The following is a 13,276-nucleotide window of genomic DNA, read 5'->3' as shown; positions in this document are numbered from 1 at the left end:
GCAGGGGCAGCGTGCGACAGTGAGCGAGAACAGCAAAGTACGTCAGGCGTCTAGCCCGCCCTCCTTCCAGCGCCGCCGTTGGGCTCGATTCCGTCGGTATCGCACCAGCCCGTATCCGATGACGAGCAGAAGGGGGAGCAGCACGTTCGTGTACTTCAGGATCGTCTGGGTCGTGGGGGTGAGTTGCATGAGGGGGCGGCTGGTAACCCGCTGTGTGCGGAGCGCAAGAAGGCCAGTGTCGCCGGCGAGGTAATCGATACTGTTGGCCACGAGGTTGATGTTGCCGTTGGGCAGGCGCTGCTGTCGCTGCCCGGTCCCGTTCACGAGAAAGTCGCCGTCGCCCACGACCATGAGCCGCGTCTCTGGGCTCCGGGTTCGCTCCACGGCAAGGGTGTCCGAGCTCGCAAACGCGGATGCGAAGGTGCCCTCCAGCAGGCCGGCGACCGGCAGGGCCCCCTCTGAAAAGTCGCTGACAGTCCACTCCTGCTGAGGGCGGATATTGGTCGGGAGGGAGGCGCGAGCGGACTGTCCCGACGACCGGGCGAGCACCGTCAGGTCCGCGGTCGTGTCGGCCCGCGCCGTGTCCAGCGACGATACGAACCGGAAGACGGCCTGGTCAAGCCCCTCACTGATGGGGTGAGAGGAGAAGTCGGCGACCTGGGGAATGTAGGGGTATCGGACCTGGTTCACCACGTTGAAGCCGCCGCGTTGCTGCTGCACCCGCACCGCGCTGGCGCTGCGGTCGCGCACGAGGTCGGGGCGGATGGGCAGGCCGTAGGATTCCAAAAGTGGTTCGAGGCCGGTCGTTTTTGGGCGGGCCTGGCCGAAGCGCATATTGGATTCGGCTCGGTTGAGGGCAAAGAGGGTCGGCCCGCCGCGCATCACGTACTGATCAACGGCCAGGGCCGCCTCCGCAGAGAGCTTCTCCTGCGGACGAGCCACGAGCAGCACGTCCACCTCGGGCGGAACCCCGGAGGTGTCGATGCCCGAAACCGTCTGAACGTCGTAGCGGCCCGACAGTGCGTCTCGGAGCTGGGTCATCGCGTCGAGCCCTGGCTCCCCGTGCCCCTGCAGCACGCCGAGAACGGGACGCTCCGAGCGGGTCAGTTTCTGCATGGTATTCGCGATGGTGTACTCCATCGCCGACCCCGGCTCGACGAACGGCACCACCTCGCGCCGGTCCTGATACTGAAAGACCGCCCCGAGGTACGCCCGCTTCTGCGTCATCTGGTTGCGCTCCCGCACGTCGATGGTCACCGGACGGATGCCGGCCTGCCGGGCCTCCTGCGCCGCGTCGTCGCTCTCGTTGGGGTTGACGAACGTAAACTCCACATTGCCGTCCGACGCAGCCCGAAACTCTTGCAGGAGTGCCCGAAATTCCTCTTTCGTGCGCCCGAAGCGCGCCGGGAGGTCGTCCGTGAAGTAGGCGGTGACCGTCACCGGATCGTCCAGGGTCTGGGCGACGTCGTGGCTCGCGCCCGCAAGGGTGTAGCGGTTGTTTTCCGTGAGGTCGGCCCGCCACAAAAACTGGCTGGCCGTATAGGTGAGCGCGACGAGACTGCCCGCGATGAGCAGCACTTGGAGGAGGGCTTCGCGCCGGTTCGCAAGGAAGCCTGCGAATGCGTTCGACATGGGAAAAGACCGAGGATCGATTCGCGTTTTGAATTCAGGGCGAGGCTGAAGGTTAGCCCCAGCGTCGGCTCTTCAGGGACACCGTGGCCCCCAGCAGGCCGAGCCCCGTGAGGGTCAGCACGTACAGCACCGATGCCGCGTCCAGCACGCCCCGCGACATCGTGCGAAAGTGGCCCTGTAGGTCCAGGAACTCGGCGACGTTGGCGACGGGACCGGGGAGAATGGCGGCCATCTGCCCGAATAGCAGGTGCAGGAACGCGGCCACGAAGAGGCTCAGCAAAAAGGCGACAATCTGATTCCCCGTGAGGCTCGATGCGAAGAGGCCAATGCTCACGTACACCGCGCTGACGAACAGGAGCCCCAGGTAGCCGCTGACCGTGGCGCCGTGGTCGATGGGGCCGAGCTGGGCCACGGTGACGTAGTAGGGCAGCGTGAAGGCGAGGGCGATGGCGACGAGTCCCCACGCCGCGAGCCACTTGCCGGTCACGATTTCGAGGTCGTCGATCGGCTTGGTGGCCAGGAGCTCGAGGGTGCCGCTGCGGCGCTCCTCGGCAATCATGCCCATCGTCACCGCGGGGATGAAGAAGAAGAGGGTCCAGAACGACACCTGAAAAAAGACATCGAGGGACGCCTCCCCAACGAAGAAGATGTCGCCCTGTCCGAAGAGCCACGTAAACGTGCCGCTGAGCCCGAGAAAGATCACCAGGAGCACGTACGCGGTAAGGGAGTCGAAGAACGCGCTGATCTCGCGCTTGCAAATTGTCCAGACGGCGGACATGGTCGCAGATGAGTGGTGCGGAATGAGTGGTGCGTAATCGGGATGTGGGCTGCGTGATGAATGGGCGGCGCGCACACCTGCTTGGGCTCCGTTCATCACGCCTCCGGGCTCAGACCGTGTTTGTTGGCGCTCCCGGCGGGGCGTCGGGGGAGGACGTCGTGTCCGAGGGGGATTCTGGCGACTCCGTGAGATCCCGGAAGACATCTTCGAGGCTCGACTCGATGGGGGTCAGCTCGGTGAGCACCCAGTCGCGGTCGGCACAGAGGTGGAAGACGCGGGCGGCGGCATCGGCGTCTCCCGACGCAGAGAGCTCGTAGGTGCCGTTCGTGTGCTGGACCGAGGCCACGCCCTCAAGGGCCCTGAAGGCCGCGTCCACGTTGGCCTCCGCAGGGGCATCGACCGATACCCGCAGCCGCGTGCCGCCCATAAACTGCTCCCGCAGTTCTTCGGTGGGCGCATCGGCCACAACGCGTCCCTGGTCGATAATGAGAATGCGGTCACAGGTCATCTCCACCTCCTTCAGGATGTGGGAGCTAAGCATGACCGTCTTTTCCGTACCGATCTCCTTGATCAGTTCTCGGATCTCGACGATCTGGTTGGGGTCGAGGCCGGTCGTTGGCTCGTCGAGAATGAGGACCGGCGGGTCGTGGAGGAGGGCCTGTGCAAGGCCGACCCGTTGCTGGAAGCCCTTGGACAGCTCGCCAATCCGCTTGTGGCGTTCGGGGCCGAGGCCGCACACGTCCATCATTGTCTGAATACGCCCGTCGATCTTCGCGGGGGGGACCGACTGCAGCCGCGCCGAGAGGCGGAGGTATTCAATCACCGGCATGTCGGTGTACAGCGGCGTGTCCTCGGGAAGGTATCCGATTCGACGCCGCACCTCCTCCGGGTGCTCGTGGATGTCGTAGCCGTCGAGCGTCGCGGTGCCGGCGGTCGGATCCAGGTAGCACGTTAGGATGCGCATCGTCGTCGTCTTGCCAGCCCCGTTGGGGCCGAGAAACCCAAGCACCTCGCCGGTACTCATCTCAAAGCTCACGTCGTCAACGGCCTTTTGGGTGCCGTAGACCTTGCTCAGGTTCGACGCAGCGATGCTCATGAGGAGAAACGCCGTTGGGTGAAACGAATGGTGGACATGGAGTTACAGGGGAAAACGGAATGCCATCGGTAAGCAACGAGGACCAGGAAAGCGATATTATATCCCAGGCCGGTGTTTCTGTGAAATAAGTCCGAAGATCGAAGGGGGAGACCCTGCCCGCAGGGCTTCACGTTATCCGGAGGCGTCCGTACATTTGGAGCACCTGCCTCTTTCTTTCTGCTGTTCGACCGCCTTGACGCGTATGGCCGCCGTTGAGCTCTCGGACTGGACCCGTGCCGTCGTGAAGGTAGGCAGCGCGCTCGTTGCGCCCGATGAACGGGGCTGTAGCACAGCGCACCTGCTGCCCATTGCACGCTTCATCATGGAGAGCCGTCGGCAGGGCAAGGAAGTGATCCTGGTCTCCTCCGGCGCCGTGGCCGCCGGGCTTGCCGAACAGGGCCGCAGTGGACCGGGCACGGGCCTCACCATCCCGGAGCGGCAGGCCCTCGCCGCGCTCGGCCAGCCGCTACTGATGGCCCACTGGCGCCGTCTTTTCGATATGCCCTGCGCGCAAGTCCTGCTCACTTACGACGACCTCCAGCGCCGGTCCCGCTTCGTGAACGCCAAGAACACGATTGCCGAGCTGCTCGACCGAGACACGCTTCCGATCGTGAATGAAAACGACACCGTCGCCACCGAGGAGTTGCGGGTAGGCGACAACGACAACCTCGCCGCCTACGTGGCGGTGCTGGCCGAGGCCGACCTGCTCGTGATCTGCTCGGACGTGGATGGCCTCTACACCGCCGATCCCCACGACGACCCGGACGCAGAGCGCCTGCCAGAGGTCGACGAAATCACCGATGAGATCTACGACATGGTCGGACCCTCGCACCGTGCGGTGGCCACGGGTGGTATGCAGACGAAGGTGGAGGCGGCGGAAAAAGCGACGGACCGTGGGATCGATACCGTATTGGTCAATGGGACCAAGGGCAGCCACCTCGACGCGCTGGGGCGCGGCGAGATGCCAGGCACGCTCGTCCGACGATCCGAGCAGCCGCTCTCGGCGCGCAAGCACTGGATGCTCCACGCGCTTCCCTCAGCGGGCTGCCTGACGGTCGACTCCGGGGCGGCCAACGCGCTGCGCCACGATGGCGCCTCGCTGCTGCCGTCGGGCATCGTGGCGGTGGAGGGCCGCTTTGCCCGAGGCGACGCCGTGGAGATTGTGGTCGGGGAGGAGGGGGGTTGGACTCGAGTGGCGAAGGGCATCACGCAGTACGGGTCCGCCGACCTGGAGCGGATTCAGGGGCAACAGAGCTCTGCCATCGCCGAGGTTCTCGACAATGTGCCCGCCGACCACGTGATTCACCGCGACGATCTGGTGGTGGAGCCGTAGGGTCCTCCACCCTATGTGTTTAGGGGCGCCATAGGCCGCCTGCGCCGGATGCCTTGCGCACCGCGGACCTGTCGCGGACTTGTGTGGAGCACCACACGCAGCTCTGTGTATGATTTCTTCACGCCGACACCATGTCATCTGGGTTCAGCCATTCCTATGTCCGACACGACCTCCGAAGCGCTCTCCGTCGACGCCCTCGCCGCGGACTGCAAGGCGGCCGCCCGCGAGCTGAGCACGCTCTCGACCGAAACGAAAAACCGTACGCTGCGCCGCATGGCCGAGGCCTTGGAGGCAGATGAAGAGGCCATTCTGGCCGCCAATGGCAAGGACGTGAGGGCCGCCCGCGACGAAGGGATTTCGGATGCCCTGATCGACCGCCTGATCCTGAATCCCGAACGCATTGGGAAGATGGCCGATGCGCTGCGCGACGTGGCATCGTTTTCCGATCCCGTGGGCGAAATGAGCGGCACCACCCGGCGGCCCAGTGGCATCGAGGTGGGGAAGATGCGCATTCCGCTGGGTGTCATTGGCATGATCTACGAGGCCCGCCCCAACGTCACGGCCGACGCCGCCGGGCTCTGTTTCAAAGCGGGCAACGCCGTGCTCCTGCGAGGCGGCTCCAACGCGTTCCACTCGAACCAGGCCGTCGCGTCGGCGCTGCATGAGGCGCTGGAGGCGGAGGGCGTCCCGCCCGCGGCCGTGACGCTCGTTCCCACCACCGACCGCGCGGCGGTGCAGGAGATGCTGACGCTCAACCAGCACCTTGACCTCGTCATCCCGCGCGGCGGCGAGGGCCTGATCCGCTTCGTGGACGAGACGAGCCAGATTCCTGTCATCAAGCACTACAAGGGCGTCTGCCATCTCTACGTCGACAAAGACGCGGACCTGGAGGTCGCCGAGGACCTTCTGCTCGACGGCAAGGTCTCGCGCCCTAGCGTCTGCAACGCGCTCGAGACGATGCTCGTCCACGAGGCAGTGGCCCAGGACTTACTGCCCCGTGCGCGAGCGCTCCTGGAAGAGGCGGGCGTCGAGCTCCGTGGCGATGACCCGACCCAAAAGCTCCTGCCGGGGGTGGCAGCCGCGGGCCCGGACGACTACGCCGCCGAATATCTCGACCTCACTCTCGCGGCGCGGGTCGTCGAGAGCGACGATGAGGCGCTGGACCACATCGCCGAGTACGGCTCCAATCACACCGAGGTCATCGTGACCGACCGTCTCCCGACCGCCCGCCGCTTTGTCCGCTCGGTCGACGCGTCGGTCGTGCTCGTAAATGCCTCCTCGCGCTTCTCGGACGGGGGCGAGCTGGGGCTGGGCGCGGAGATCGGGATCTCGACCACCAAGCTGCACGCCTACGGCCCGATGGGCCTGGAGGCACTCACCACCGAAAAGTTTGTGGTGTACGGACAGGGGGAGACGCGTCACCCCGTAGAGAAATAAGGGCCGGCCGGTGTGTGGATGTCCGCAACCTCATGCCCAGTAGGCGAGGAGTTCTGCAGTAAGAAGGCTTGAGGCGACGATGAGCACGACCGTGCTCGCCATGTAGGTGCAGACGGGGAGAAGTCGCCTCGTCCACCGCGTTCCAAAAAAAGCCCCGGCGCCGTGGGCACGGAGGCCAGCCTGCAATAGGAGGGGCAGGACACCGATGAAGGCGGGGGCTCCCCAGAAGAAGAGGGGGCCGAGGACGCCCAGGAACAGTGTAGCCTGGGCCGTGACGTAGAGCTCGAACACGAGGGTCTCGGCGAAAGACCATCCCGAGAGCGACCACTGGAGAAGCAGGCCGGCTACGACGCAGTTGACGAGGCCAACGTAGGTCTGTAATTGCTGAAACCACTGGAAAAGGCCCCTTGCCAGGTCTTGAGTGGACGACCAGCCGAACGATCGAAGCGGGGATCCGGCTCGAAAGATCTCGTCGGGATTAACGTTTAGGGAACGCCACATCGTCTCGTACGCCTCGGCCTGCCCCTGTACCCACGCCTCCTGGAAGACTGAGAAGACGAGAAACGTGGCCGTGGCGGTCAGCAAGAAATAGCCGAGGGGATTTACGAACTCCCGGCGCTCCCCGTCCACGTACCGGCGGGCCACGCGGCCTGGATTCTGCGCGGCGCGACGAAGCGTCTGCCCGACGCCCCGTTCCAGGTCCTCCAGGTCCAGCGCGGATTCGAGGAAGCGCCGCACCAGGTAGAGCACCCGAAGCTTAGAGACGTGCCGTTGCCCACACTGGTGGCAGTACTCGCCGACGAGGGGCGCGCCGCAATTCTGGCAGGGAGCCCCTTGGTTCGATGAAGGATCTTCGGGGTGGGCCTCCGGGGCGTCGGACATCGACCAGAGGAGAAGTGATGTGCAAGTGAATGCTCTGGTTGCATTTGTACGCCCGTCGCGTCGTTCCGTACGGCTCCAGAGACGGCCGGTCGGACGGAGGCCTCACGAGGACGTTGTTCCTTGGGGCGCCGAAGCATAGGTTAAACCCGTCCGCTACCCCAATCGCCACGGGGCCAGTTCCGGTTCGGCCGACCACCTCAGACTCTGATTTCCTCCTCCCGACGACTCTTCGGCGTGATGACGTCCTTGACCCGCCGCACGGCCTACTACCTTCTGGTGCTCGTAGCCGCAACCGTGGGACTAACGGGGGCGTACAGCCTGGGCATGAGCGTGTGGGAGGGACGGCCGCGGCCGTGGTACCAGGCGCTGGAGGTGGTGGTGCAGACGTTCACGACGACCGGATACGGCGAGGACGCGCCCTGGACCAGTCCCCAGATGAATCTGCTTGTGGTCGTCATCCAACTCGCGGGCATCGGATTCATTCTCAGTGCCGTTGACGTGTTCGTGGTGCCCTGGCTCCGCGAGGCCCTCCGGCCCACGGCCCCAAAAGGGCTCCCGGGTCGATCCGGTCACGTCATCGTGTGCGGCTACACACCCCGGGTGGAGGTCTTTATCGACGAAATGATTGGGCGGGGGCAGGAGTACGTGCTCATTGAACCCAATACGGAGCAGGCCGCGTCGCTCCACGAGCAGAACTACGAAGTCATGGAGGGGGACCCAACGTCGACTGCCGTCCTGGAGCGAGCCTCCGTCGGGGCGGCGAAAGCCCTGGTGGCCGACGTCGCCGACGATGAAAATGCCAGTATCGTGCTCGCGGCCCGTGAGGCCAGTCCAGAACGCCGTATCATCACGCTCGCCGAGGATGCCTCGGCGACCCGATACCATCGGGCGGCGGGGGCGGACGTGGCGCTGTCGCCCCGGCAACTGCTCGGGCGGAGCCTCGCCGCGCAGGTTCCTGTGGCCGCGGCGGCCAACGTCGAAAAGCAAGCAACGGTGGAGCCTGAAGTCGACTTTGCGGAACTCATCGTGAGTCGGCACGGCCCGTCCCAAAACCATTCGCTCCGTGACCTCCAGCTTTCGGAGCGGTTCGGGGTACGAGTGGTTGGAGCCTGGCTCGACGGCACGTTCGAGACGGCCGTCGACGCTGCCGCCCCCCTCGAGGCGGGGACGCGCCTGTTCCTCGCCGGCACTCCAGACCAGCTGGACGCCCTTCGCGACGAGATGGCCCCGTACGTGCGGGCCTTTACATCACAGTCCATTATTCTCGCCGGGCATGGCGACTCGGGACAGGCCGCCTGGGAATCTCTCCGGGCGGTCCATGCTGATGTAACTGTACTGGACCTCAGGGACGGAGAGAGAGTGGATGTGGTCGGGGACGTCCGAGACCCCGACGCACTTCAGGCCTGCGGAATCGAAGGTGCGTCGGCCTTCATTATTGCCGTAGACGATGATACCGTCGCCACATTTGCGACACTCATTGCGCGCGATCTGAATCCGGACCTGCAAATTCTGGTCCGGGCCCACGACGAAACGGCTGTCCAGAACCTCCGCCGCGCCGGTGCAGACTTTGTGCAGGCCCTGCCGACGGTCTGCGGACGGATGCTGGCCGCCACGGTACTTGAAGATGAAGGCCATCTATCCCGGGACCGTCAGCTCAACGTGGTCCGCCTCCCCGCCTCTCCATTGGTCGGCGAAACGCTTAGGAACGTTGATCCGGATGCACAGACCAACTACACGGTGCTTGCCGTGTACCGAGAGGGAGATTTTCTCACCGATCCTGATGAGGCCCTCTTCACCTTCGAGACGGACGACGAGGTGATCGTTGCCGGAACCGAAGACGGAATCCAGCACTTTCGGGCACGGCTTGAGGACGGGCGGTCGACGTAGTGCCGGTACTTTTGCCACACACCCCCGTGGTTACTCGGGATCCGTGGGCTGCCCTGTGCTGAACCATTCGTGTTGGCGGAGCCGCTGCCAGGCCGCCGTAATCTGCTCCGGCGTGAAGCGCTCCGCCTTGCGACGGCTCCAGTCCTGCATGGCCCGCACGACCGCCTCGGGCCGGCGCCGGGCCTGCGCATCGTGCCGTGTGATCCAGCCCACCGTGGCCAGCAATTCGAGCCCGTCGGGCGCGTCGTAGTCTTCGATGAGGGTTCGCACCCGGCCCAGACGATCATTGGCACCTGGGTAGTCCGAAAGAGCATCTTTGGCCACACCGACTGCTGCCTGACGGAGGCGAAACGGGGAGTCCTGGTGCGACGGGTCGTACCCCGCGATAAAGTCCTCCTCGATCCGACGCAGCACGGCCGTGAGCCCCGCGGCGCGGAGTCCGTACCTGCCCGGCTCGAACGTGAGGTGCAGGTCCTCGCCCGCTTCCTGCAACAGAAAGGCGAGATTGTGCGCCGCGTGCGGGCTGACGGTGTCGCCCGGTTTGGCGTAGGCGTCGAGGACGGAGAGGAGGAGGGCCCGTCCCCGGGTCATGGCGGGGCGGTCGTCTGCGTCGGAGCCGCTCCGTGCGTCCGCCGACCGAGGGGCGTAGACGAGCGCCCGGACGCCGACGAGCGACTTGAGTGGAGCGGTCAGCAGCGGGCGCACCGTGGGCCAGTCGAGCCCGCCCCCGCCGCACCCCAGCGCGGGCACGGCGATCGACGCAATGTCGTGGGCGGCCACCTCATCGACGAGGGCCGCCATCCCCGACTTGATGTGCGTGGCGGACGAGGCGTCGCGCCAGTGGTCTTTCGTGGCCACGTTCAAGACGTATCGGGGATGCTGGACGTCGCCGAAGAGCCCCCCGCGATCGTGGACGAGCACATCGCCCGGCGTCAGGGCCCCGGCGTCGCAGGCGGCCTTGTACTGCTCAACGTTGTCGGGAAACCGAGTCTTGAACTGGCGACACAGCCCGCGTTTCATGAGGCCGGCGCAGTGGACCGGGTTCACGAGTGCCGCCGCGTCTGCCTCGAACAAATCCCCCTGTACAATCTCGACCATGGCCGATCTTCACCGTAATGGGTGCACAATGGGTGCGCCACAGCGAAAGGGCCGCGAGGCGTGCCTCGCGACCCTCCTGCTGAAGGTGTTTAAACGTGCCGTCCCTGCGGAGTACGCGGGAACAGGACCCTGAACGATGTCACTACGCGGTTTGGAGGGCCGACTTCAGCTCCTCCTCTTCCTCCGCGTCGTACGCGTCGGTCGGAGGGCAGGCGCAGTAGAGGTTCCGATCGCCGTAGGCGTCGTTTACACGCCGCACGGTGGGCCAGAACTTGTGCTCGCGCACCGCCTCCACCGGATAGGCCGCCGTTTCGCGGCCGTACGCGTGATCCCACTCGTCGGCGGTGACCATCTCGGCGGTGTGGGGGGCCTGCTTGAGCGTGCTCTCCTCCGCCTCCAGCGTTCCGTTCTCGACGGCCTCGATCTCGCTGCGAATGGCGGCGAACGCGTCGACCAGGCGGTCGAGCTCCGCCTTCGACTCGCTCTCCGTGGGCTCCACCATGAGAGTTCCCACCACCGGCCAGCTCATCGTGGGGGCGTGGAAGCCGTAGTCCATGAGCCGCTTCGCCACGTCCTGCTCGTTGATGTCGAGCTCAGAGCGGAACGGGCGGAGGTCGAGGATAAACTCATGGGCCACACGGTCATTGGGCCCCCGGAAGACGATGTCGTAGTGGTTCGACATCTGGTCGGCCAGGTAGTTGGCATTCAGGAGGGCAGTCTTCGACGACTTCGTGAGGCCCTCGGGGCCCAGCAGCTTGATGTAGGCCCAGGAGATGAGCAGAATCAGGGCACTGCCGTGCGGGGCCGCGGCAATCGCGGGAATATTCTGGTCGCCGCCCGTCTCCACCACCGGGTGACCGGGGAGGAAGGGGCTCAGGTGTTCGGCCGTGCAAACGGGCCCCACTCCCGGTCCGCCGCCGCCGTGCGGAATGCTGAACGTCTTGTGCAGGTTAAGGTGGCACACGTCCACGCCGTACTCGCGGGGGCGGCAAAGGCCGACCTGCGCGTTCACGTTGGCCCCGTCAAGGTACACCTGCCCGCCGTGCTCGTGGATGATGTCACAAATTTCTTCGACGTGCTCCTCGAAGACGCCGTGTGTGGAGGGGTACGTGATCATCGCGGCGGCGAGGCGTTCGCTGTTCGCCTCGGCCTGCTCGCGGAGGTCGTCCAGGTCGACGTCTCCGTTCTCGTCGCAGTCGATGGTGATGACCTCCATCCCGGCCATGTTGGCGCTGGCAGGGTTGGTCCCGTGGGCGGATTCGGGGACGAGGCACACGTCCCGCTGCTCGTCGCCCCGCGCCTCGTGGTAGGCCTGAATGACCAGGAGGCCGGTGTACTCGCCAGAAGCCCCGGAATTAGGCTGGAAGGAGATGTCGTCGAAGCCCGTGATCTCCGTGAGGTAGCCGCTGAGCTCGTCGATCACCTGCTCGTATCCCTCCGCCTGTTCTTGGGGCGCAAAGGGGTGCAGGCCCGCAAACTGCGGGTTTGAAATTGGCTGAAGGGCGGCGGTCGGATTCAGCTTCATGGTGCACGACCCCAGCGGGATCATACTGTGGATGAGCGACAGGTCCTTGTCCGCCAGGGACTTCATGTAGCGCGTCAGCTCGCCCTCGGAGTGGTACGAGTTGAAGACCGGATGCTCGAGGTACGAAGTCTGCCGCCGCATGGGGCCGTCGTAGCCGCTGTCGAGTTCGGCGGCCAGGTCCTCGGCGTACAGCTTCTGGCCGTTGGTGGCACCGAAGACGGTGAAGAGCGCGTCGAGGTCCTCGGCGCCGACGGTCTGGTCGAGCGCGATGCCCACCGATCCGTCGTCGTAGTACCGGAGGTTGATCTCGTGCGCCTCGGCCCGCTCGCGGACCTGGGCCTGCGTCGTCTCGGCCAGGTCCACGCGCAACGTGTCGAAGTACGCGTCGTGGCGGACCGTGTGGCCCGTTCGCTCCAGCCCTTCGGCCAGCGTCGTCGTGAGGTCGTGCACCCGCGTTGCAATCTCGCGGAGCCCCTCGGGGCCGTGGTAGACGGCGTACATTGAGGCCATCACGGCCAGCAGCACCTGGGAGGTACAGATGTTGGAGGTTGCGCGCCCCCGCCGGATGTGCTGCTCGCGCGTCTGAAGTGCCATGCGGAGTGCCATTTCGCCGTCGGCATCCTTCGTGACGCCGATCATGCGGCCGGGCACCTGGCGCTGAAAGCGTTCGCGGGTTGCAAAGAAGGCGGCGTGCGGCCCGCCGTAGCCCATTGGCACCCCGAAGCGCTGTGTAGAGCCGACGACCGCGTCGGCCCCCCATTCGCCCGGGGCCTCCAGGAGCGTAAGGCTCAGCAGATCGGCGGCCACGGCCACGTAGGCGTCCGCCTCGTGGGCCCGGTCGGCCACGTCACGGTGGTCGTGAATTGCGCCGTCGGTCGTGGGGTATTGCAGGAGGCAGCCGAACGTGTCCTCGCCGAAGACGAAGTTCTCGGGGGCCTCTACGATGACGTCGATCCCGATCGGCTCGGCGCGGCCCTTCACCACCTCGATGGTCTGTGGGTGGCAGTCCTCAGACACGTAAAACGTGGAGGCGTCGCTGCGGCGGTCGACCCGGTTCAGCATCATCATCGCCTCCGCCGCGGCCGTCGCCTCGTCGAGCAGCGACGCATTGGCGATCTCCATGCCCGTCAGGTCGATCGTCATGTCCTGAAAGTTGAGGAGCGCCTGCAGGCGGCCCTGGGCAATCTCGGCCTGGTAGGGCGTGTACTGGGTGTACCAGGCCGGGTTTTCCAGAATGTTGCGCTGGATCACCGGCGGCGTGTGGGTGCCACGGTAGCCCATGCCGATGAACGAGCGCCATGTGTCGTTCTTTTCGCCAGCGTCCTGGGCTGCGTCGAGCACCTGCTGCTCGGTGAGGGCGGGCGGCAGGTCGAGTGGGTCGTCGGTGCGGATGGAGTCCGGAATGGCCGCGTCGACGAGGGCATCGAGCGACTCGGCCCCGAGGGCGTCGAGCATGGCGTTCACGTCGGCGTCCGTGGGGCCGAGGTGACGCTCGTCGAACGTATTGGCGGACGAGAGATCAATGGCCATCTGAAGGCAAAAGGTTGGGTGAGAGGGTAGAGCCAGGGC

9 protein-coding genes are annotated in these 13,276 nt (G+C 65.6%); 3 read left to right on the top strand and 6 right to left on the bottom strand.

Going from position 1 to position 13,276, the window contains the following annotated elements; genetic code table 11:
- Positions 1-42: 42 nt before the first annotated feature.
- The 3 genes from OJB03_RS08990 to OJB03_RS08980 form a co-directional block, all read right to left on the bottom strand.
- Positions 43-1,632: a GldG family protein gene (locus tag OJB03_RS08990; RefSeq protein WP_263786658.1), complete on the bottom strand. Its 1,590-nt coding sequence runs from the start codon at positions 1,630-1,632 to the stop codon at positions 43-45.
- Positions 1,633-1,684: 52 nt separating this feature from the next.
- Entirely contained in the window at positions 1,685-2,410 is a 726-nt protein-coding gene (locus tag OJB03_RS08985; protein ID WP_263786657.1) for an ABC transporter permease, read from the bottom strand.
- Between the two features lie 109 nt (positions 2,411-2,519).
- Complete coding sequence (locus OJB03_RS08980) at positions 2,520-3,506, bottom strand: ATP-binding cassette domain-containing protein (protein ID WP_263786656.1); 987 nt, start codon at positions 3,504-3,506, stop codon at positions 2,520-2,522.
- Between the two features lie 241 nt (positions 3,507-3,747).
- On the opposite strand from OJB03_RS08980, the gene proB reads away from it, so the two are divergent.
- Complete coding sequence (proB, locus tag OJB03_RS08975) at positions 3,748-4,878, top strand: glutamate 5-kinase (protein WP_263786655.1); 1,131 nt, start codon at positions 3,748-3,750, stop codon at positions 4,876-4,878.
- Positions 4,879-5,034: 156 nt separating this feature from the next.
- Complete coding sequence (locus tag OJB03_RS08970; protein WP_263786653.1) at positions 5,035-6,315, top strand: glutamate-5-semialdehyde dehydrogenase; 1,281 nt, start codon at positions 5,035-5,037, stop codon at positions 6,313-6,315.
- A gap of 30 nt (positions 6,316-6,345) precedes the next feature.
- On the opposite strand, the gene OJB03_RS08965 is transcribed toward OJB03_RS08970, so the two are convergent.
- Complete coding sequence (locus OJB03_RS08965; protein ID WP_263786652.1) at positions 6,346-7,197, bottom strand: DUF3667 domain-containing protein; 852 nt, start codon at positions 7,195-7,197, stop codon at positions 6,346-6,348.
- 237 nt (positions 7,198-7,434) lie between these two features.
- Between OJB03_RS08965 and OJB03_RS08960 the strand changes: the two genes are divergently transcribed.
- The gene (locus tag OJB03_RS08960) at positions 7,435-9,084 is read left to right on the top strand and encodes a potassium channel family protein (protein WP_263786651.1); all 1,650 of its coding nucleotides are present in this window, start codon (positions 7,435-7,437) and stop codon (positions 9,082-9,084) included.
- Between the two features lie 30 nt (positions 9,085-9,114).
- Here OJB03_RS08960 and darG read toward each other — a convergent pair whose 3' ends face one another.
- A complete protein-coding gene (darG, locus tag OJB03_RS08955) occupies positions 9,115-10,182 on the bottom strand; it encodes a type II toxin-antitoxin system antitoxin DNA ADP-ribosyl glycohydrolase DarG (RefSeq protein ID WP_263786650.1) in 1,068 nt (355 codons plus the stop codon).
- A gap of 142 nt (positions 10,183-10,324) precedes the next feature.
- The gene (gcvP, locus tag OJB03_RS08950) at positions 10,325-13,237 is read right to left on the bottom strand and encodes an aminomethyl-transferring glycine dehydrogenase (protein WP_263786648.1); all 2,913 of its coding nucleotides are present in this window, start codon (positions 13,235-13,237) and stop codon (positions 10,325-10,327) included.
- Positions 13,238-13,276: the final 39 nt, after the last annotated feature.

Origin of the sequence: Salinibacter grassmerensis, from assembly GCF_947077765.1 — a bacterium.
GTDB lineage: Bacteria > Bacteroidota > Rhodothermia > Rhodothermales > Salinibacteraceae > Salinibacter > Salinibacter grassmerensis.
The sequence above is the reverse complement of the archived record's forward strand: the minus strand, read 5'-3'. Positions and strand labels throughout refer to the sequence as shown.